This window comes from Yersinia sp. 2542 StPb PI (genome assembly GCF_048593855.1).
GTDB classification, from domain to species: domain Bacteria; phylum Pseudomonadota; class Gammaproteobacteria; order Enterobacterales; family Enterobacteriaceae; genus Yersinia; species Yersinia enterocolitica_E.
Map to the genome: position 1 here is coordinate 1 of NZ_JAZGQA010000074.1, position 20,530 is coordinate 20,530.

Sequence of the window (20,530 nt, forward strand, 5' to 3'; positions counted from 1 at the left end):
ATAACAAGACGGGGTTGATTAACAATACATATTCTATGAAACGAGAAACCCGATTAATTTATATCAATATCAATTTAATTCCATTTAATGCTGTTACCAGCGATATTTGCTGTGGTCTTCCCAGGCTTTGACTTCTTTCTCGGCTTGCTCTTTCTGATAGCCGTATTTCTCCTGGATTTTACCCACTAGCTGGTCACGCTTACCTTCGATTACCGTTAAGTCATCGTCAGTCAGCTTGCCCCATTTTTCTTTCACTTTACCTTTAAACTGCTTCCAGTTACCGTCGGCTTGATCTTTATTCATAATATCTCCGTTACCTTGGGATTAGTCAGTTTATTTAATTCAATACGATAAACATTCTCTATTGAGAAAAACAACCACATTTAAATTAGTCACTCACAGTCATAATTTAAAATTAAACTTCGTTGTTTCGCTTACCGTACGAATAACTATAGCAGAGGATACTAGCAATTAAAGCCAGGATAATATTAATCACTGAGATTATAGCTATAAAGTAAAAATAAGCACTGATATTATTCAGTTAAAACAGTAGGTAATAACTTATTGTCGGAATCGTCTCAATCTAAATAACTTTTCCATACTTGGAGCTGTAGCAGGCTAGCTGTACTTGTTACTTGGCTCCTTCCCAGACATCACCTCTGAGAGGCCGCTGCAAGCAGCATTCAAATTTTCTCCCCGCAGATTTGTCATCCGAATCATCTACTTGTCGTTAGCATTGATCGGAATTAGCGAGCTTCTTTGCGGCTGCCTACCTGCAACGTCAATTATTTTGGGTATCTGAATCGTTTAATGGGGTCATTAATAATAAAAAGCCGCTCCTGAGCAGGAACGGCTTATCAGTTCAATATAAAACGCTAATGTTAGATCCAGTCGCCATTACGGATAACACCGACGGCCAATCCTTCAATGGTAAAGCTTTGTTCGCGCAGATCAACAATAATCGGTTGGAACTCACTATTTTCTGGCAGAAGCTGTACGATATTACCTTGTTTTTTCAAGCGTTTTACCGTCACTTCATCATCAATTCGTGCCACGACCACTTGCCCGTTACGCACATCTTGCGTTTTATGCACCGCTAATAGGTCGCCATCCAGAATACCGATATCTCTCATCGACATCCCATTAACCCGCAACAGAAAATCTGCACTCGGTTTAAACATTGATGGGTCTACTTTGTAGTGCCCTTCGATATGCTGCTGTGCCAGCAAAGGTTCACCTGCGGCAACCCGACCAATCAGTGGCAGGCCGTCTTCTTCTTCCATCAGCAAACGAATGCCACGGGAAGCGCCAGAAACAATCTCAATGACGCCTTTACGGGCCAGTGCTTTTAAATGCTCTTCAGCGGCGTTAGGAGAGCGAAACCCCAGACGCTGCGCAATTTCGGCACGGGTCGGTGGCATGCCGGTTTGCGCTAGGTGATCGCGAACCAGGTCATAAACCTCTTGCTGTCTGGTAGTAAGTGCTTTCATTCCGCCCCCTGTTTGTTTATACAGTCTTGCTGTGAGTATATACAGGTATGCGGGTGTTGGGAACCAAAGAGTGAATAAAAACAGGGATTAATCACAGCTTATTTCTGCGGCATTGTTCGGCATAACGTTAACCAGCATGCTGCCAAAGTACGGTTATCCAAACAAATAACGCTAACAAGATAGCGAGGAATACTGCCGCGGACCCCATATCTTTGGCGCGGCCCGATAGCTCATGGAACTCACTGCCAATCCTGTCCACTACCGCCTCAATCGCACTGTTAATGACTTCGATAATGATCACTAAAACCACGCTACCAATTAATAAAAGGCGTGCGATAGCATCTACATCCAGCCAGAAGGCCAGTATGATAGCGATTATGGCAGCAACAGCTTCCTGACGAAATGCCGCTTCGTTTTTCCAGGCAGCCGTTAAGCCTTTCACAGAATAACCGGCCGCTTTATAGACTCGGGCCAGCCCTGTTGATTGATTCGCCATGTTTTATTGCCTTTATCTTAAGTTAATGATGATTTTTGCCGCTTTCTGTTGTCTTATCACCACAGATCTCAAAACCAGTTTCTGGTATCCTTGCGACGAATTGCTAACAAGAGGCTTCATGTAGTTATGTCAGGTTGGCGTAAAATATATTATAAGTTATTGAATTTACCACTTAAAATGTTGGTAAAAAGCAAGGTTATTCCGGCAGACCCTGTGACTGAGTTAGGGCTAGACCCCTCTCGTCCTATTCTGTACGTTTTGCCTTACAATTCTAAGGCTGATTTGCTGACTTTGCGAGCGCAGTGTCAAGCACAAGACCTGCCCGACCCATTGATTCCATTGGAAATCGATGGCGTGCAACTGCCCAGCCATGTGTTTATCGATAATGGCCCGCGGGTCTTTCGCTACTACGCGCCTAAACAGGAATCGGTAAAGCTGTTCCACGACTATCTGGATTTGCACCGCAATAATCCCGAGTTAGATATCCAGATGTTACCGGTTTCCGTGATGTTTGGTCGTTCGCCGGGGCGTGAAGGCCACGGAACACCCCATCTGCGCGTGCTTAACGGAGTGCAAAAATTCTTCGCGGTATTGTGGCTGGGTCGCGATAGTTTTGTGCGTTTCTCTACCACAGTTTCACTGCGTAGGATGGCCAGCGAGCACGGTACCGATAAAACTATCGCCCACAAACTGGCTCGCGTAGCGCGGATGCACTTCTCCCGTCAACGCCTGGCAGCGGTTGGCCCTAGTCTGCCTGCCCGGCAGGATCTGTTCAAAAAGTTGCTGACCTCAAAGGCGATTGAAAAGGCCGTCGCCGATGAAGCGCGGACCAAGAAAATCTCCCATGAGAAAGCACAGCAAAATGCCATTACGCTGATGGAAGAGATCGCAGCCGACTTCTCATATGAAGCCGTGCGTCTCTCTGACAGAGTATTGAGCTGGACGTGGAACCGTTTGTATCAAGGTATTAACGTCCATAATGCAGAACGGGTGCGGCAGTTGGCGCAAGATGGCCATGAAATCGTCTATGTGCCTTGTCATCGCAGCCATATGGATTATCTGCTGCTCTCCTACGTGCTTTATCATCAAGGACTGGTGCCGCCGCATATTGCCGCCGGGATTAACCTTAACTTCTGGCCTGCCGGGCCTATCTTCCGCCGTTTGGGCGCGTTCTTTATTCGTCGCACCTTTAAAGGCAACAAACTCTATTCAACGGTTTTCCGCGAGTATTTAGGTGAACTGTTCACCCGTGGTTATTCAGTTGAATACTTTGTTGAAGGAGGGCGCTCACGTACCGGCCGCCTGCTGGAGCCAAAAACCGGCACACTGTCGATGACCATTCAGGCGATGTTGCGTGGTGGCTCACGTCCAATCACTTTGGTGCCGATTTATATCGGTTACGAACATGTGATGGAAGTGGGTACCTATGCCAAAGAGCTGCGTGGTGCGACCAAAGAGAAAGAGAACCTGTTGCAGATGCTGCGGGGCTTGCGCAAGTTGCGTAACCTCGGTCAGGGCTATGTCAACTTTGGTGAACCGATCCCGTTGACCACCTATCTGAACACCAATGTACCGCAATGGCGTGATGCCATTGATCCGATTGAAGCTCAGCGCCCAAGCTGGCTAACACCGGCGGTAAATGATTTGGCCGGTAAAATCATGGTGAGAATAAATAATGCGGCAGCAGCGAATGCCATGAACTTGTGTTCTACCGCATTGTTAGCCTCACGTCAGCGTTCACTCACCCGTGAGCAGTTGCTTGAGCAACTTGATTGCTATCTGCAACTGATGCGTAATGTGCCGTATGCGAAAGATGTCACTGTGCCGGATAAAACACCGGAAGAGTTACTTAATCACGCCTTGAATATGAATAAGTTTGAGGTGGAGAAAGACAACATTGGTGACATTATCATCCTGCCACGGGAACAAGCCGTGCTGATGACCTATTATCGCAATAATATCCAGCACTTACTGATGCTACCGTCACTGATAGCCAGCATGGTGATGTACCACCGCCGCATTACCCGTGACGAATTGTTGCGCCAAATCAGTATGATTTATCCGATGTTGAAAGCTGAACTGTTCCTGCATTACAGCAAAGAGCAGTTACCACAGACGCTGGACACGCTGATAGATGAACTGGCCCGCCAGCAGTTGATTTGTGACAAAGGGACCGAACTAGTGCTGAATCCGGCCCGAATTCGCCCACTGCAATTACTGGCCGCCGGTGTGCGGGAAACCCTGCAACGATACGCGATTACCCTGTCGCTGCTCAGTGCCAATCCGAGCATTAACCGTGGGGCGCTGGAGAAAGAGAGCCGTATCATGGCGCAGCGATTGTCTGTTCTGCACGGGATTAACGCACCAGAATTCTTCGATAAAGCGGTATTTTCAACACTGGTCGGTACCTTGCGCGAAGAGGGTTATATCAGTGACAGTGGTGACGCGGTTCAGGAACATACGTTGGAAGTTTACAATATGCTGAGTGCGTTGATGACGCCGGAAGTGAAACTGACTATCGAGAGTGTCAGTATGCCAGCCGAAACCAGCAATCAACGGCCAGAATCCGAGGCAGAGGATAAATCGGAAGATTGATTCCTCAAGACGCTAAACAAAAATGGCCGGATTCATCATCTGGCCATTTTTTTGACTGTTTTCCAGAAACGTATTTACTGCCAATAACTAATCAGAATCCCTAAAAACAACACCAGCCCTACGTAATTATTATTCAAAAACGCACGGAAGCAGGCGTCGCGGTCACGCTGCACAATCATCTTTTGTTGGTGGATAAACAAGGCACCCGCCAGCAGGATTGACCAATAGAATGCGCCGCCCAACCCCATCAGCCAGCCGATAGCAACCATCAACACCAGTGTAGCCAGTTGCAGCAAACCTATAATCAGCTTGTCATGTTGACCAAATAAAATCGCCGTGGACTTAACCCCAATTTTCAGGTCATCGTCGCGATCAACCATTGCGTATTGCGTGTCATAAGCGACGGTCCAGCAGATGTTCGCCAGCAATAACAGCCAACAAACCAAGGGTAAGCTCTCACTCACCGCAGCGAATCCCATCGGAATTGACCAACCAAAAGCTGCGCCTAATACCACTTGGGGTAGATGAGTGACCCGCTTCATAAACGGATAAATCCAGGCTAACGCCAATGCTGCCAATGATAACCAAATGGTCATGCTATTAAGGGTTAACACCAGACCAAACGAGAGCAGTACCAATACCACAAACAGGATTTTGCTCTCTCGTTCACTGATAATACCACTGGGTAACGGGCGGGATGCCGTGCGTTTTACAAAGCCATCAATATTTCGGTCAGCATAATCATTGACGACACAACCAGCCGCACGCATAAAAAATACACCCAACACAAACACAATCAGTATTTTGGTTTCTGGGATACCCTGTCCCGCCAGCCATAATGCCCACAGCGTCGGCCACAATAGCAATAACGAGCCAATAGGCTTATCAATCCGCATTAAACGGCAATAAGCCTGCCATTTGGTCTGAACAGTACTTCCCTTCAATTTATCCATCTCCAAAATCTTACTACGGCTTAAACCGCATACAGTGGCGAGGCCGGTAAAAAAACTTCCGTCAGTAACAGGGGTTTGCCTGACAGACGCAGCAATGAGCGGCGCGCCCAAAGTTCATTCTGCCGCCCCACTTGAATATAATCACGGCTTAAATTGTCCCCACCAAATAAATAGCGCCCGAGTGGGAGGGTGCCCAAATCCACCAGCGCCCTATCTGGGCCAGACAGTGTCTGCTCGGGGATAACCGTGCGACCAAGCAGCCAGGGTTCATTATCACCACACAAAATGATTTCCCGTAGCCAATAGCGTTCGCTTACAGGTAAGTGTTCTGCATCTTCCCCTAACTCATTACGCGTAATAAAGCATTCTCGCTGGGGTTCGACATGGACTCGTTGGCAATATTGCTCAAAACGCCGGGTCATCGACCCCAATTCCATCAACCAATCAGCGATATCAGCAGGAAAATTGGGCTGGTCAATGGCACACCATTGGATAGGTTTTATAATTGATGCATCGCCGGTAGACATCTAGCTTGCTCCCTGCCGGGGAGAAAAGACTCTCCCCGCTAATTCGTAAAGAAGGGGACATTGTAGCGCAGATTGAGGATCCCGCGACATCAGGTTACTTTTTATTATGACCAACAAAGGACGTAATTTTATCGAATTGTTTTCTATTATTGATGAGTTAGGGGAACCCATCCCTTATAACGGATAATTGCCGCACCAGAGTTATCATGTCGACTGGACGGCCTGAAGTACATCTCAAGTAAATCTGCCGCCTCTTGTCCAGAAAGGTAGGTATTGTCTCCCTGGGTGATCAGCTCAGGAGTCAAATTTTCATATAATTGTCTTATCTTCGGCACCATTGAATTAAGCTGTTCTACATTTATTAAATTTGTATCAAAAACGTATAATCCTTCTTTGTTGGCAGTTTGCACAATGGTAATAACATGCCCCCTCTCCGGAAAAAATAAAATGCTTTCACCGGGTTTAAACTGCTAATTTCCGCTTTTATCGTCTGCAAATCGAAGGGATAGACAATCATTCAATTGATGATATCGGCGCAAGCTCAATCGCATGTCTTTTACATTCTCACTTAATCTTTTTCTTTCTGGCAAAAAACTAAATAAGTGAGTTTGAGATTTAAAGCAGAATTAACCACAACAGGGTGTCGCGAAGATAACCAATAGCAAAACGAGGCGTTGCGAACGGCAGTAGCTGTATATAAGACCCAACGAAAAAAGGTGCGCCAAAGCGCACCAACCATCTAGCCATATTCGGCAGTGCCGGGATTTAACCCTTGCCTTTTACACTACCAATAAAGGTTTTTCGGGCTGAAGTTGAGCCCAAATGTTCCGCCTCGTTCAACAATTTCAGCGCCTTATCGACATCACCGGCTTTCACCGCATCTTTAATCGCCTGGTTGAAGTAGTTTTCAGTCTCACTCAGCATTAGCTCCGCAGGTTTTATCGGTGCGGGTACTGCAGCTGGTGTAGGTTGAACCGCGCTGCCTACCACGACTGGAGCCGAAGCCGGTGCTGACTGTATTAAGCCAATCATAACGTTGCCCATCCCCTGCTCAGCAGTGGCCTTGATTTTCAGGTTGCCTGTCGGGGTGTGTTTAGCGATTGGATCTGGAATATCCGGTACCGCATTACCGACACCCATGGCATAAGCTTTGGCTGGGTCCAGCAGCTTGGTGGTTTTTGCCAAATCGTCACGGGTGGTGTAAACCAGCAAATAAATTTGTTTCTGGCCCAGTGCCGGGGTCAGTTTCATCACCCCTTGCAGACGATCACTGGTCATAATGCCCGCTTTTTCATAAGTGAAATAGCTGGACGGATAGTAAGCCGCTGGGCGCATTTGCTCGTCCAGCACTAAAACGCTAGGGGAAAAAAGCTGATTATCAGTCACTAAACTGCTAAGTGTAATCTCCATCGATCCACGATCGGCGGGTAAAGCAAAAGCGGCAACAGCCCCTTCAACATTCCCTTGAGAGATTTGTGGACTCGCCGCAGTCAGTTTGATGTCCTGCGTAGTCGGTGGCACTAATGGCTGCCATGGTAACTGCTGTAAGGTGGCGGTACTGATCGTCGGCGCGATAGAAACATTCGCCGGAGAAATAGTTGACTCTGCTTGCACCGCCAGAGGTGCTGTAACCCCTAAAGCCAATGCCAGACAAAGTGACAGTAGATTCTTTTTCATTGTTATTACCCTCATACATTGAGCGTCAGCGCTAACTGTGCACAGGCAAGGTCGGCAGAGTTAACCAAATCCCCATCATACTTCAAGCTGCATGGGCGTTGGCTGCAACTCGAATTATTTAGGGCATCTCACTTTTCTTGTTTAAACAATCAAACAGCCGCCCCAAAGGGCGGCTGCATCATGCTGTTACCACCAAGCTTCGAATTGCGCACCAAAGGTGACTTCGTTGCTCTTACCGCGGCTATCAGTACCGATAGTCCCATTTTGTGCCAGACCGTTGTCCGCGCTACCGCTGACATCGTTATAGCCCCACTTCTCATCCCAGTTGGCATAAGTTGCGAAGACACGAATTGCCGGGCGTGACCAGATGCTATCGCCTGCCTGCCACTGTTGTGCCAGGGTCAGTTTGTACTGGCCGTTACGGTCACCGGTACGTTGTGACTTAACATTGTCGTAGCCTGCTTCCAGCAAGGTACTCATGATTGGGGTCCATTTGTACATCGGACGCACCCCCACGCTGTACCACGTGGTGCCGTTTTGGTTGTCCCAGTCAGTGTCCTGATACAACGCGACGTACATCATGTCCCACTTCTCAGCCAGGTTGATGGCACCGTGGTCGATAACACGTAATCTGTTACCGTTGTTATTAACGTTTGCACCTTCAGAGTGACCTGATTGTGATGATGTCATTGAATCTGTTGCGTATTGCACCACGAACTTGTTAAAACCACCCATCATGCTTTGGGTATGTTCAACCGTCAGCATGACACCATCTTTAGAGGCATCAGGAGCTAACGCGTAGTCGTCCTGAGTATTGGCGCGGCCATAATCCACACCAAACTCCAAGGTGCCGCCTGGGTTAGTTTCTAAACCGGCTAAACGCACATCGAACACATCATTAGCAGTGTGGTCAGCATCTTTACGGGCATTATCGATCCAGGCACTTGAACCACCCGCTTCTGAGTTACGGGTTGCTGCCAGAGATAACTTACCGAAGCCCAGATCAATAGCTTCTACACCTGCACCTGGACCTGAAATATCCCAGTAGTAGAAGTCAATCATATGGACGTCATGACGTTGATAGAAGCGTTTACCGGCCCACATGGTGGAACCCGGTAACCATTCGATCAGGTTTTTACCCTGCACGTTAGCCTCACGGAATGCAGGAGATGTTGACTCCCAGTCATTCTGTTGTGAAACGGAATACGCCACGTTGGTATCGAAGTAGAAGCTCTTGTCGCCTTCTTTCCACAATTCCTGGCCTAATTTAATTTCCGCATACGTTTCACACTCGTTACCCAGACGGTATTTACTTTGGGCGCCAGTGGCTTTGAAACATTGCTGTTCGCCACCGCTTCCTGTCCAACCGATACCGGAACGTGCATACCCGTGGAAATCAACAGCCATAGCTTGAGTAGAAAGAACACCAGCGGCAACAGCCAGTGCTATCGGTAACTTGCGCAGAGTAGTCATCAGTAATCTCCTGTTATATTTGCCTGTCGGCATGCGTGCTTTACATTCTGCTGTGGCTAGACGCCCAGTTCCTGGTACAACCGCTTACACGCAGTGCCGTCCTCACGGAACAGATGACAGCGTTGCGGCGGCAGGCCAATAGCGAATGTTGCACCTTCTTCTACCAGCACCACGTCGTTCTGGCGGTAGACCAGGTTCTGACGTATTGCCGGGATTTGGATGTGAATTTGAGTTTCATTACCCAGTTGTTCTACCACCTGAATCTCACCTTCCAGCGTGACTTCAGAGGCACTGCTTGGCAGCAGATGTTCCGGGCGAATACCCAAAGACATATTTGCACCGACCTGAACCTGAGTACCTTCCACCGGCAGCCACACTAACTGGCCATTTGGATTTGGCAGTTCAATCTGTACCTGACGAGGTTCAACGGCGGTCACTTTAACCGGTAAAAAATTCATTTTTGGCGAGCCGATAAAGCCCGCAACAAAGCGATTAGCTGGGTAGTGATACAGCTCCAGCGGCTTGCCGACCTGCGCAACATTGCCGGCATCCAGCACCACAATCTTGTCTGCCAGCGTCATCGCTTCCACTTGGTCATGGGTGACGTAAATCATGGTGCGTTGCAGGCGCTTGTGGAGGCGCGAGATCTCAATGCGCATCTGCACCCGCAGTGCCGCATCCAGGTTGGACAGGGGTTCATCGAGCAGGAATACATCCGGCTCAGCGACCAGTGTCCGGCCAATTGCCACACGCTGGCGTTGACCACCGGATAGCGCTTTTGGCCGCCGGTCCAGCAGGTGAGCCAGTTGCAGCACTTCGGCTACCTGATTCACCCGTTGGTTAATTTCGGCTTTCTTCGCACCCGCCAATTTCAGGCCGAACGACATGTTCTCTGCTACAGACAGATGGGGATAAAGTGCATATGACTGAAACACCATGCCAATACCGCGTTCAGACGGCGGCACTTCGTTCATCCGCTTGCCACCAATCAGCAACTCACCCGAGGTTATGTCCTCAAGACCGGCAATCATCCGCAGCAGCGTTGACTTTCCACACCCTGATGGGCCAACAAACACCACAAACTCACCGTCATCGATTTCCAGATTGATATCTCTGGAGATCACCGCCTCACCAAAGGCCTTATAAACGCCGCTCAGCGTTACATTAGCCATCTGTTACTCCTTTGCTTACGCAAACAACTTTTCATATGAACCTGAATGAAGAAAAATGGCGGAAGCAAACCCCGGCATAACCCATCGATTACTCCCAGCCCCTGATGACTCTCGCACTGCGCGTCGTACCGCCATGCTTAGAGCAGGTTGCCTCGGACGACGTCGCGGCCTGAGTATAGGGCTGCACATTGCTTAACGCTTCAAGGTGCTGATCTGTCTGGGTGATAATTAACCGAACAACCACATTTTGTTGGCGACGGTGTTTCAATGCTGCCGATAGTGCGCGAGTGGCACTATTTGGTAATCATCCGTAACAAAGTTTTTCATGGGGGAGGAGATGGGAGGATGAGGGAACGACCCGCGTGGGCAGAAGTTCCACTGGAAAGACAAATACGTGATCTGGCTTGCAAATTTCGACCTGCATTATTGTGTCTGACACCACAGAATAGGCAGCAGTGTTAACTGGGTCACAATAACCTGCTGGGGGGCGTAGAGGGGGGGAGGATGATGGTGTATCCGGTTGTGACTCAATATGTCGGCGTAGTGTTTTGGTCAGTGTAATAAATAATTTGCAGCCCAACATTTTTGCAGCGCTGCCACACCCTCCTCACTTAGTGATTCACGGCTACACCAGCCTGAAAATGGGCTACAGAATTCGCAGCTAATGATTCACAAGAAAGTCGATACCCACAAAATTGGATAAAAGGATTGGATTATGACTCGCAGCTTCACAAAATCCGGCATTGGTAAGACCGCACGTGTTTTGGCTCTTTCAGCATTAGCCACGCTGGTGCTCTCTTCCTCTGCTTTTGCCAAGATTGAAGAAGGTAAACTGGTTATCTGGATCAATGGCGATAAAGGTTATAACGGGTTGGCGGAAGTCGGTAAGAAGTTCGAGAAAGATACCGGCATCAAAGTCACTATCGAGCATCCAGATAAATTGGAAGAAAAATACCCGCAAGTGGCTGCCACTGGCGATGGCCCGGATATTATCTTCTGGGCTCATGACCGGTTTGGCGGTTACGCACAATCCGGTTTACTGGCTGAATTGCACCCTTCTAAAGCCTTCCAAGACAAACTGTTCCCGTTCACTTGGGACGCCGTTCGCTTTAATGGCAAACTGATTGGTTACCCGGTCGCGGTTGAAGCACTGTCGCTGATTTACAATAAAGACTTAGTGAAAGAAGCACCAAAAACGTGGGAAGAAATCCCAGCGCTGGATAAAACCCTGCGTGCCAATGGCAAGAGCGCCATCATGTGGAACCTGCAAGAACCCTACTTCACCTGGCCGGTTATCGCCGCTGACGGTGGCTATGCCTTCAAACTCGAAAACGGTGTATATGATGTGAAAAACGTTGGCGTGAACAATGCTGGCGCGAAAGCGGGTCTACAATTTATTGTCGATTTGGTGAAGAACAAGCACATCAATGCCGATACAGATTACTCCATTGCAGAAGCGGCCTTCAACAAAGGCGAAACAGCAATGACCATCAATGGCCCATGGGCATGGTCCAACATTGATAAGAGCAAAATCAATTACGGTGTGACCTTGCTGCCAACCTTCCACGGCCAGCCATCCAAACCGTTCGTCGGCGTGTTGACTGCCGGTATTAACGCCGCCAGCCCGAATAAAGAACTGGCAACTGAATTCCTGGAGAACTACCTGTTAACTGATCAGGGTCTGGCTGAAGTGAATAAAGACAAACCTCTGGGCGCAGTAGCACTGAAATCATTCCAGGAACAACTGGCAAAAGATCCACGCATTGCTGCCACCATGGATAACGCCACCAAGGGTGAAATCATGCCAAATATTCCACAAATGGCGGCTTTCTGGTATGCCACCCGCAGTGCGGTACTGAACGCCATCAGCGGGCGTCAGACAGTTGAAGCGGCATTGAACGACGCAGCAACGCGTATTACCAAATAACAGTTTCACCTGCAAAAGGGCACGATTCGTCGTGCCCAACACCACTTGCTGCAACACGATAACCATACTCAAAGTAATTGACGTTGCAGCAAGGCAGCCAATGAACGACAAGTTAGCTGAAACTAATTTGAACAGCATTTTATGCTGGCCCGTAGGGTGAGCCTCAAAGAGGCTTATTAATCCCGATAAGCTTACACAAGTAAGTAATTCGGGTGAGCGAGAGCAGCTAACACCGCTGCGACTTCAAGTACGAAGAGTATGAAGGGAGTTTTATGCAGTTATCCCACACCGAGTTCGAAAGTCATAAAAAGAAAACCGCCTGGTGGCAAAGTGATGTGCTTAAATGGCTGATTATCGGCACATTAAGCCTATTTACCTGCTATTTGATTGTGTTGATGTATGCTCAGGGTGAATATCTTTTTGCCATCGTGACGCTAATTTTGGTGAGTCTGGGGCTGTATGTCTTTGCCAATCGTCGCGCCTATGCCTGGCGCTATGTTTATCCCGGCGTGGCAGGTATGGGGCTGTTTGTGCTGTTCCCACTGATTTGCACTATCGCCATCGCTTTTACCAACTACAGCAGTACCAACCAATTAACCTTTGAGCGTGCCCAATCAGTATTAATGGATCGGCAGTTTCAGACCGGTAAAACCTTTACCTTTGGCCTTTATCCCAGTGATAACCAATGGCGTTTGCAGCTTACCAACCCTGATGACAGCTCTGTTCTGATTTCCGCGCCTTTCAGCCTTGATACGACGGGTGAGAAAAAAGTCACAGTCGCCCCCACCAGCACTGAACAGACCGGCGAACGCGCGTCACTGCGTATCATTACTCAGAATCGCCAGGCACTCGCTGAGTTGGTGGCACTGCTGCCCAGTAGTGGCGAACTGCGCATGAGTTCACTGCGCCAGTTTTCAGCGACCAGCCCGCTCTATAAACTGGGCGCTGACGGTAAAGAGCTGCTCAATCAGCAAACCGGGGTTATCTATCGGCCAAACCCTGATGTCGGTTTTTACCAAGCCATTAACGCCGACGGCCAGTGGCAAAACGAAAAACTCAGTCCTGGCTTTACCGTCACTATCGGCTGGAAAAACTTCCTGCGGGTGCTGCATGATGAAGGGATACAGAAGCCTTTTATCTCCATCTTTATCTGGACCATTATTTTCTCGCTACTGACCGTGGTACTGACAGTTGCCGTCGGTATGGTTTTAGCTTGTGTGGTGCAATGGGACTCGTTGAAAGGCAAAGCGGTTTATCGCGTGCTGTTAATACTGCCCTATGCGGTACCATCGTTTATTTCAATCTTGATTTTCAAAGGGTTATTTAACCAAAGCTTTGGTGAAATCAACCTGATGCTAAGTAGCCTGTTTGGCATCAAGCCCGCCTGGTTCAGTGACCCCATTACCGCGAAAAGCATGATTTTAATCGTCAACACCTGGCTCGGCTATCCCTACATGATGATTCTGTGCATGGGGCTACTCAAAGCGATTCCCGAGGACTTATATGAAGCCTCGGCAATGGATGGCGCAGGCCCGTTCCAGAACTTCTTCCGCATCACGTTGCCACTGCTGATTAAGCCGCTGACGCCGCTGATGATTGCCAGCTTCGCCTTTAACTTTAACAACTTTGTGTTGATTCAGTTATTGACCAATGGCGGCCCGGATATGATTGGCACCACCACGCCAGCAGGCTATACCGACTTGCTGGTCAGCTACACCTACCGTATTGCCTTTGAAGGGGGCGGCGGCCAGGACTTTGGCTTGGCGGCAGCGATTGCCACCCTGATTTTCATTCTGGTCGGCGCGCTCGCGATACTGAATCTGAAAGCCAGCAAAATGAACTTTGACTAAGGAGGAGATGCAAATGGCAATGGTTCAACCTAAATCCCAGCGTTTGCGTCTATGGGGCACTCATTTTCTGATGTTGTGCTTTATCGCGCTGATTATGTTCCCGTTGCTGATGGTGATTACCATCTCGCTGCGGCCTGGTAACTTTGCGACCGGTAGCTTGATCCCGGATCAAATTTCATGGGAACACTGGAAACTGGCACTGGGTATGAGTGTGACTCATGCTGATGGCAGCGTAACCCCACCACCATTCCCGGTGATGTTGTGGTTATGGAACTCCATCAAGATTGCGGTCATTACCGCCATTGGGATTGTCACGCTCTCCACTACCTGCGCTTACGCCTTTGCTCGCATGCGTTTTCGCGGTAAAAGCACCCTGCTGAAAGGCATGTTGATCTTCCAGATGTTCCCAGCAGTGCTGTCGCTGGTGGCGTTATATGCATTATTCGACCGTATCGGGCAGTATCTGCCATTTATCGGGCTGAATACCCACGGCGGGGTCATTTTTGCTTATATGGGCGGTATTGCCCTGCACGTCTGGACCATCAAAGGCTATTTCGAAACCATTGATAACTCGCTGGAAGAAGCCGCAGCACTGGATGGCGCGACCCCATGGCAAGCTTTCCGGCTGGTGCTGTTACCCCTGTCGGTGCCGATTTTAGCCGTGGTGTTTATTCTGTCGTTTATCGCCGCTATCACCGAAGTCCCGGTGGCATCGCTGCTATTGCGTGATGTGAACAGCTACACGCTGGCAGTGGGTATGCAGCAATATCTGAATCCGCAAAACTATCTGTGGGGCGATTTCGCCGCTGCTGCGGTGCTGTCTGCCATTCCCATCACCGCAGTCTTCCTGCTGGCACAACGCTGGCTGGTAGGTGGCTTAACGGCAGGTGGGGTGAAGGGTTAACGATATCATCATTCAAAATTTCATCACCCAATACCCAACGTAATTGGAATTGTAGCAAGGCAACAAACGAGTGACTAATCGGTTGAAAACCGATTTGAACAGCATTTATGCTAGCCCGCAGGGTGAGCCTCTTTGAGGCTCATTAATCCCGATGAGCTGACTTAGGTCAGTGATTCGGGTGAGATAGTGCAGTAAACAAAGCTACAATTTCAAGTAAGAAGGGTATTTTTTCCCTCTGGTACTGTGTCTTTAGGGCGGCCGTAATGGCCGCCATTTTTATTCTCTTTTTAATCTTTCGGTATTCGCCAAATACAAGGTCACCACCAGCAACAATATCGAACCGGAATAAATTAACGTATCGATCGGGTTTTCATGATCAACGATGATCAGGCGGATAATCGCGGTGATCCCGATATAGATAAAATAGCGCAACGGGAAGTGATAACCCGACTCAAAATACTTAACAATCAACGCAATAAACTCAAAGTACAGGAAATAAATTACAATCCCTTCAATCAGCATGTAAGAAGATGCATCCTGATTATTGACGAATAAGACCTTACCAAGATGGAAGGTTTCTTTTATCAAAAAGACCACCAAAATAGCGGCCAATGCAATCAACCCCACATTCAGTAAACGCTGTAGATTTTTGGCTATCCATTGAGAACGCGAATTTTTGGCCATAAATACTCCTATTGAAAGTAGGTGAAATAATCCGGGCCGAAAAAAAGCCCCTTACTGAGTAAGGGGCTAATAAGCACGGATCAAAGAGCTTAAGCCCGCAAGCTTAACGCCAGTTCTTGAAACGGTTAATCAACGCATTGGTAGAACTGTCATGACTGGTTACGTTTTTATCATCTGCCAGTTCTGGCAAGATACGGTTAGCCAGTTGTTTACCCAGCTCCACACCCCATTGGTCGAAGGTATAGATATTCAGGATAATCCCTTGAGTAAAGATCTTGTGTTCATACAGCGCAATCAATGCACCCAGGCTGAACGGCGTAATTTCACGCAGCAGGATGGAGTTGGTTGGGCGGTTGCCTTCAAACACTTTAAATGGCGCGACATGAGCCACTTGCTCAGGGGTTTTGCCTGCCGCAGCAAATTCAGCTTCAACTTCTGCCAGTGATTTGCCAAATGCCAGTGCTTCGGTCTGGGCAAAGAAGTTCGACAGCAGCTTGGCGTGATGATCACTCAGTGGGTTATGGCTGATAGCCGGTGCAATAAAGTCACAAGGAACCAATTTGGTGCCCTGATGGATCAACTGATAGAACGCATGTTGGCCGTTAGTACCTGGTTCACCCCAGATAATAGGGCCGGTCTGGTAATCAACCGGATTACCGTTACGATCCACATACTTGCCATTAGACTCCATATTGCCCTGCTGGAAGTAAGCCGGGAAACGGTGCATGTACTGATCGTAAGGCAGGATAGCTTCGGTTTCTGCGCCGAAGAAATTGTTATACCAGATGCCGATCAATGCCAGCAGGATTGGTAGGTTGTGCTCCGCAGACGTTTCGGCGAAGTGTTTATCCATGGCATGCGCACCACTCAGCAGTTGTTCGAAGTGTTCGAAACCAACCGACAGCGCGATAGATAAACCAATGGCGGACCACAGAGAGTAACGGCCACCAACCCAATCCCAGAATTCAAACATATTGTTGGTATCAATACCAAACTCACCCACAGCTTTGGCATTGGTCGACAATGCAGCAAAGTGTTTGGCGACATGTTCCACAGAAACCGCAGTAGACAGGAACCAGTCACGCGCACTGTGGGCGTTGGTCATGGTTTCTTGGGTGGTGAAGGTTTTTGATGCCACCAGGAACAGCGTGGTTTCTGGGTTCAACGGTTTCAACGTTTCAGCAATATGGGTGCCGTCAACGTTTGAAACGAAATGCATATTCAGATGATTTTTGTACGGGCGCAGTGCTTCAGTCACCATGTAAGGGCCGAGATCTGAACCGCCGATACCGATGTTCACCACATCAGTAATCGCCTTGCCGGTATAACCTTTCCAGTCACCGCCAATCACGCGGTCACAGAACTGTTTCATTTTAGCCAGCACTGCATTCACTTCTGGCATCACATCCTTGCCATCCACCACAATCGGGGTGTTACTGCGGTTACGCAAAGCAATATGCAGTACCGCGCGGTCTTCAGTGCGGTTGATTTTTTCACCGGAAAACATGGATTTAATTGCACCGGCCAGATCAGTTTCCTTCGCCAGAGCTTGCAGCTTTTCCATGGTTTCGCTGGTAATGCGGTTTTTGGAGAAATCCACCAGCATTTGATCATTAAACGTGGCTGAAAACTTGTTAAAACGCTGGTCGTCCTTGGCAAACAGACTGCTGATGGTGACATCTTTCATCTGCTCAAAGTGTTGCTGTAACGCTTTCCAGGCAGCGGTTTGACTAGGATTAATATTTTTCATAGCGGCGCTCTTCTAGGCTTAAGGATAATGAAACGAATGGGTTAATTGTATCCTGTTCGGGTGTGATTGAGATCTCTTTTCTTGCGATAGGTGTTATCTCTCGAAACAACACTTGATCTCATCCCTGTTTTCGCAGTGTGTCATTGTCTAACAGTATCTATTGCCAAAGTAATGGTAGTGGCAGGTAGGCAGCAAGCGAACGACAAATCGGTCGGGAACCGATTTGAACAGCAGTTATGCTAGCCCGCAGGGTGAGCCTCAAGGATGAGGCTCATTCATCCCAATGAGCTTACTCGGGTAAGTGAACGTAACTAACACTCCAGCAGCTTCAAGTACGAAGGGAATAGTCAATTTAGTGATATCACAGCGCATATTATTAAAGATGAAAATACCTCATAGCCATTTCATTGACAGAAAGTCGATAACCCGTTATTTCCTTGTACAGAGATAAATACTGATGACCCCCAAGATGGCATCCCTGATACGAGGTTTTTTTAGATGATTCAAGCAGCACCCCAGCAGAGCCGCAGCGCCCCTTCTGCGACCGTGGTTGCCAAATTTGGTGGCACCAGCGTGGCAGACTTTGATGCCATGAGTCGCAGCGCCGATGTGGTTTTATCGAACCCGGACGTTCGTTTGGTTATCTTGTCAGCTTCGGCTGGCATTACCAATCTGTTGGTCGCCCTTGCCGATGGCTGTGAGCCTGAAAAGCGTGAACTTCATTTAGCAGAAATTAGTCGAATTCAATCCGATATTCTAGCCAAACTCGGCAATCCGGTGGTTATCCGCGATGAAATTGAACGCATGCTAGAAAACATCGCCATGCTGTCTGAAGCAGCCAGTCTGGCAACGTCTGCGGCGTTAACCGATGAACTGGTGAGTCACGGCGAATTGATGTCTACACTGCTGTTTGTCGAGCTAATCCGCCAGCGTCAGGTGGCAGTGGAATGGTTTGATGTACGTAAAATCATGCGAACCAATGACCGTTTTGGTCGTGCTGAACCGGATACCCATGCGCTGTCTGAATTAGCCCAAACGCAATTGGCCCCACGTATCGCGCAGGCCATTGTTGTCACACAAGGTTTTATCGGCAGTGAAAGCAAAGGGCGCACCACTACCCTTGGCCGTGGCGGTAGCGATTACACCGCTGCGTTACTGGGTGAAGCACTGAATGTTGGCCGCATTGATATTTGGACAGACGTTCCTGGGATTTATACCACCGATCCACGGGTGGTTCCGGCAGCAAAACGCATCGATAAAATTGCTTTCGAAGAAGCGGCTGAAATGGCGACATTTGGTGCCAAAGTCTTGCATCCGGCCACCTTGTTGCCAGCCGTGCGCAGTGATATTCCCGTGTTTGTCGGCTCAAGCAAAGACCCAGCGGCTGGCGGCACCTTAGTCTGTAATGAGACCGAGAGTCCACCACTGTTCCGTGCCTTGGCATTGCGCCGCAAACAGACGCTGCTGACCTTACATAGCCTGAATATGTTGCATGCACGTGGTTTTCTGGCGGAAGTGTTTAATATTCTGGCGCGCCACAATATTTCAGTTGATTTGATAACCACCTCTGAGGTGAGTGTCGCGCTGACTCTTGATACGACAGGTTCGACATCAACGGCGGGCAGTCTACTGACCACCTCACTGCTGACTGAACTCTCCTCGCTATGTCGGGTTGAAGTGGAAGAGAATCTGGCGTTGGTGGCAATTATCGGCAATAACCTGTCACAAGCTTGTGGCGTCGGTAAGGAAGTATTCGGTGTCCTTGACCCATTCAATATCCGCATGATTTGCTATGGCGCCAGCAGCCATAACCTGTGCTTCTTGGTGCCAGGGAATGATGCTGAAAAAGTGGTGCAAACCCTGCATCACAATCTGTTTGAGTAACAATTTATTTGAATAATACGCTGTTTGAATAACACGGCTTGAGTCAGAGTAAAAACTAACTATACACTGCTAACAACAACAAGCTGATAACACCGACCGGGCGATTTCGTCCGGTTTTCTTATATCTGACACTGACGACTAAGGACTTTCGCTTCATGTTAGTAAAAATCACCCGGCTGTTCCCGCTGTGGGCGCTGCTGCTGTCAGTCGCGGCCTATTTCCGCCCGACCACCTTTATCGGTATCGGGCCTTATGTCGCCCCGCTACTCATGTTAATCATGTTTGCTATGGGGGTCACTCTGCGGCTGGATGATTTCAAACGTGTACTATCGCGCCCGGCACCGGTAGCCGCGGCAACTTTCCTGCATTATCTGATTATGCCGCTCACTGCCTGGATTCTGGCGATACTATTCCGTATGCCACCGGACTTGTCTGCCGGTATGGTACTGGTAGGCAGCGTTGCCAGTGGGACAGCATCTAATGTGATGATTTATCTGGCCAAAGGAGATGTCGCGTTATCAGTGACTATCTCGGCGGTTTCTACCCTGGTGGGGGTTTTTGCCACGCCATTACTGACCCGTTTATATGTCGACGCCACCATCAGTGTTGACGTAGTGGGAATGCTGAAAAGTATTCTGCAAATCGTGGTCATCCCTATTAGCGCAGGGCTGATTATCCATCACACCTTTACTAAAACGGTGAAACGTATTGAGCCTTATCTACCGGCGATGTCGATGGTCTGTATTGTCGCTATCATTAGTGGCGTGGTCGCCGGTAGCCAGAGTCATATCGCTTCAGTGGGTTTCGTGGTGATTATTGCGGTTATCCTGCATAACGGTATTGGCCTGTTAAGTGGTTACTGGGGCGGGAAACTGTTCGGCTTTGATGAATCCACCTGCCGCACACTGGCCATTGAAGTCGGTATGCAAAACTCAGGACTAGCAGCTACGTTGGGTAAAATTTACTTCTCGCCACTGGCTGCCCTACCCGGCGCATTGTTCTCGGTCTGGCATAACCTCTCCGGTTCACTACTGGCGGGCTACTGGTCAGGTAAACCAGTAGAGAAAGATAAAAAGTAATACCAAAGAGTATAAATGCCCGAACCACTCGGGCATTTTCAATTTTTCTGTTTCTTTTTATTCCTCGTT

At 48.6% G+C, this 20,530-nt stretch carries 16 protein-coding genes and 1 pseudogene; 6 read left to right on the top strand and 11 right to left on the bottom strand.

Features of this window, described 5'->3' with window-relative positions:
• Positions 1-93: 93 nt before the first annotated feature.
• The 3 genes from V1952_RS11160 to V1952_RS11170 all read right to left on the bottom strand — a co-directional run bounded on the left by V1952_RS11160 (position 94) and on the right by V1952_RS11170 (position 1,986).
• A complete protein-coding gene (locus V1952_RS11160) occupies positions 94-303 on the bottom strand; it encodes a CsbD family protein (RefSeq protein WP_004391853.1) in 210 nt (69 codons plus the stop codon).
• Positions 304-881: 578 nt separating this feature from the next.
• On the bottom strand, positions 882-1,490 hold the full coding sequence (gene lexA, locus V1952_RS11165) for a transcriptional repressor LexA (RefSeq protein ID WP_005191485.1): 609 nt from the start codon (positions 1,488-1,490) through the stop codon (positions 882-884).
• 127 nt (positions 1,491-1,617) lie between these two features.
• A complete protein-coding gene (locus V1952_RS11170; RefSeq protein ID WP_083162113.1) occupies positions 1,618-1,986 on the bottom strand; it encodes a diacylglycerol kinase in 369 nt (122 codons plus the stop codon).
• 126 nt (positions 1,987-2,112) lie between these two features.
• Here V1952_RS11170 and plsB point away from each other — a divergent pair, with 126 nt between their 5' ends.
• The gene (plsB, locus tag V1952_RS11175) at positions 2,113-4,581 is read left to right on the top strand and encodes a glycerol-3-phosphate 1-O-acyltransferase PlsB (protein ID WP_372560372.1); all 2,469 of its coding nucleotides are present in this window, start codon (positions 2,113-2,115) and stop codon (positions 4,579-4,581) included.
• 74 nt (positions 4,582-4,655) lie between these two features.
• Here the strand turns inward: plsB and ubiA are convergent, their stop codons facing one another.
• The 6 genes and pseudogenes from ubiA to V1952_RS11205 form a co-directional block, all read right to left on the bottom strand.
• Positions 4,656-5,525 carry a 4-hydroxybenzoate octaprenyltransferase gene (gene ubiA / locus V1952_RS11180; protein ID WP_083164025.1) on the bottom strand — a complete coding sequence of 290 codons (870 nt, stop codon included), beginning with the start codon at positions 5,523-5,525 and terminating at the stop codon, positions 4,656-4,658.
• Positions 5,526-5,554: 29 nt separating this feature from the next.
• Positions 5,555-6,061, bottom strand: a complete 507-nt coding sequence (gene ubiC / locus V1952_RS11185) for a chorismate lyase (protein ID WP_372560371.1) — start codon at positions 6,059-6,061, stop codon at positions 5,555-5,557.
• A gap of 765 nt (positions 6,062-6,826) precedes the next feature.
• Positions 6,827-7,738: a maltose operon protein MalM gene (malM, locus tag V1952_RS11190; RefSeq protein WP_420074747.1), complete on the bottom strand. Its 912-nt coding sequence runs from the start codon at positions 7,736-7,738 to the stop codon at positions 6,827-6,829.
• Positions 7,739-7,924: 186 nt separating this feature from the next.
• A complete protein-coding gene (locus V1952_RS11195) occupies positions 7,925-9,211 on the bottom strand; it encodes a maltoporin (protein WP_083162103.1) in 1,287 nt (428 codons plus the stop codon).
• A 56-nt stretch (positions 9,212-9,267) separates the two neighbouring features.
• Complete coding sequence (gene malK, locus V1952_RS11200; RefSeq protein WP_005191494.1) at positions 9,268-10,383, bottom strand: maltose/maltodextrin ABC transporter ATP-binding protein MalK; 1,116 nt, start codon at positions 10,381-10,383, stop codon at positions 9,268-9,270.
• Positions 10,384-10,398: 15 nt separating this feature from the next.
• Positions 10,399-10,627: pseudogene (locus V1952_RS11205) on the bottom strand (hypothetical protein).
• Positions 10,628-11,098: 471 nt separating this feature from the next.
• Here V1952_RS11205 and malE point away from each other — a divergent pair.
• The 3 genes from malE (at position 11,099) to malG (ending at position 15,064) form a co-directional block, all read left to right on the top strand.
• Positions 11,099-12,310 (top strand): maltose/maltodextrin ABC transporter substrate-binding protein MalE, encoded by a 1,212-nt coding sequence (gene malE / locus V1952_RS11210; protein ID WP_083162101.1) that lies wholly within the window; start codon positions 11,099-11,101, stop codon positions 12,308-12,310.
• 272 nt (positions 12,311-12,582) lie between these two features.
• Positions 12,583-14,160, top strand: a complete 1,578-nt coding sequence (gene malF / locus V1952_RS11215) for a maltose ABC transporter permease MalF (RefSeq protein ID WP_420071142.1) — start codon at positions 12,583-12,585, stop codon at positions 14,158-14,160.
• Positions 14,161-14,173: 13 nt separating this feature from the next.
• Entirely contained in the window at positions 14,174-15,064 is an 891-nt protein-coding gene (gene malG, locus V1952_RS11220; protein ID WP_032907691.1) for a maltose ABC transporter permease MalG, read from the top strand.
• A 276-nt stretch (positions 15,065-15,340) separates the two neighbouring features.
• On the opposite strand, the gene psiE is transcribed toward malG, so the two are convergent.
• Positions 15,341-15,748, bottom strand: a complete 408-nt coding sequence (gene psiE / locus V1952_RS11225; protein ID WP_004705335.1) for a phosphate-starvation-inducible protein PsiE — start codon at positions 15,746-15,748, stop codon at positions 15,341-15,343.
• 103 nt (positions 15,749-15,851) lie between these two features.
• Positions 15,852-17,498, bottom strand: coding sequence for a glucose-6-phosphate isomerase (pgi, locus tag V1952_RS11230; RefSeq protein ID WP_372560367.1), 1,647 nt, complete (start codon positions 17,496-17,498; stop codon positions 15,852-15,854).
• A gap of 498 nt (positions 17,499-17,996) precedes the next feature.
• Between pgi and lysC the strand changes: the two genes are divergently transcribed.
• Positions 17,997-19,382 (top strand): lysine-sensitive aspartokinase 3, encoded by a 1,386-nt coding sequence (gene lysC, locus V1952_RS11235; protein ID WP_372560366.1) that lies wholly within the window; start codon positions 17,997-17,999, stop codon positions 19,380-19,382.
• Positions 19,383-19,537: 155 nt separating this feature from the next.
• Entirely contained in the window at positions 19,538-20,461 is a 924-nt protein-coding gene (gene panS / locus V1952_RS11240; protein WP_083162093.1) for a ketopantoate/pantoate/pantothenate transporter PanS, read from the top strand.
• Positions 20,462-20,530 lie beyond the last annotated feature (69 nt).

Excerpts from the sequence above, each read along its gene's own strand:
- V1952_RS11160 (WP_004391853.1), bottom strand. The coding sequence starts at position 303 with ATGAATAAAGATCAAGCCGACGGTAACTGGAAGCAGTTTAAAGGTAAA.
- lexA (WP_005191485.1), bottom strand. The coding sequence starts at position 1,490 with ATGAAAGCACTTACTACCAGACAGCAAGAGGTTTATGACCTGGTTCGC.
- V1952_RS11170 (WP_083162113.1), bottom strand. The coding sequence starts at position 1,986 with ATGGCGAATCAATCAACAGGGCTGGCCCGAGTCTATAAAGCGGCCGGT.
- plsB (WP_372560372.1), top strand. The coding sequence starts at position 2,113 with ATGTCAGGTTGGCGTAAAATATATTATAAGTTATTGAATTTACCACTT.
- ubiC (WP_372560371.1), bottom strand. The coding sequence starts at position 6,061 with ATGTCTACCGGCGATGCATCAATTATAAAACCTATCCAATGGTGTGCC.
- malM (WP_420074747.1), bottom strand. The coding sequence starts at position 7,738 with ATGAAAAAGAATCTACTGTCACTTTGTCTGGCATTGGCTTTAGGGGTT.
- V1952_RS11195 (WP_083162103.1), bottom strand. The coding sequence starts at position 9,211 with ATGACTACTCTGCGCAAGTTACCGATAGCACTGGCTGTTGCCGCTGGT.
- malK (WP_005191494.1), bottom strand. The coding sequence starts at position 10,383 with ATGGCTAATGTAACGCTGAGCGGCGTTTATAAGGCCTTTGGTGAGGCG.
- malE (WP_083162101.1), top strand. The coding sequence starts at position 11,099 with ATGACTCGCAGCTTCACAAAATCCGGCATTGGTAAGACCGCACGTGTT.
- malF (WP_420071142.1), top strand. The coding sequence starts at position 12,583 with ATGCAGTTATCCCACACCGAGTTCGAAAGTCATAAAAAGAAAACCGCC.
- malG (WP_032907691.1), top strand. The coding sequence starts at position 14,174 with ATGGCAATGGTTCAACCTAAATCCCAGCGTTTGCGTCTATGGGGCACT.
- psiE (WP_004705335.1), bottom strand. The coding sequence starts at position 15,748 with ATGGCCAAAAATTCGCGTTCTCAATGGATAGCCAAAAATCTACAGCGT.
- pgi (WP_372560367.1), bottom strand. The coding sequence starts at position 17,498 with ATGAAAAATATTAATCCTAGTCAAACCGCTGCCTGGAAAGCGTTACAG.
- lysC (WP_372560366.1), top strand. The coding sequence starts at position 17,997 with ATGATTCAAGCAGCACCCCAGCAGAGCCGCAGCGCCCCTTCTGCGACC.
- panS (WP_083162093.1), top strand. The coding sequence starts at position 19,538 with ATGTTAGTAAAAATCACCCGGCTGTTCCCGCTGTGGGCGCTGCTGCTG.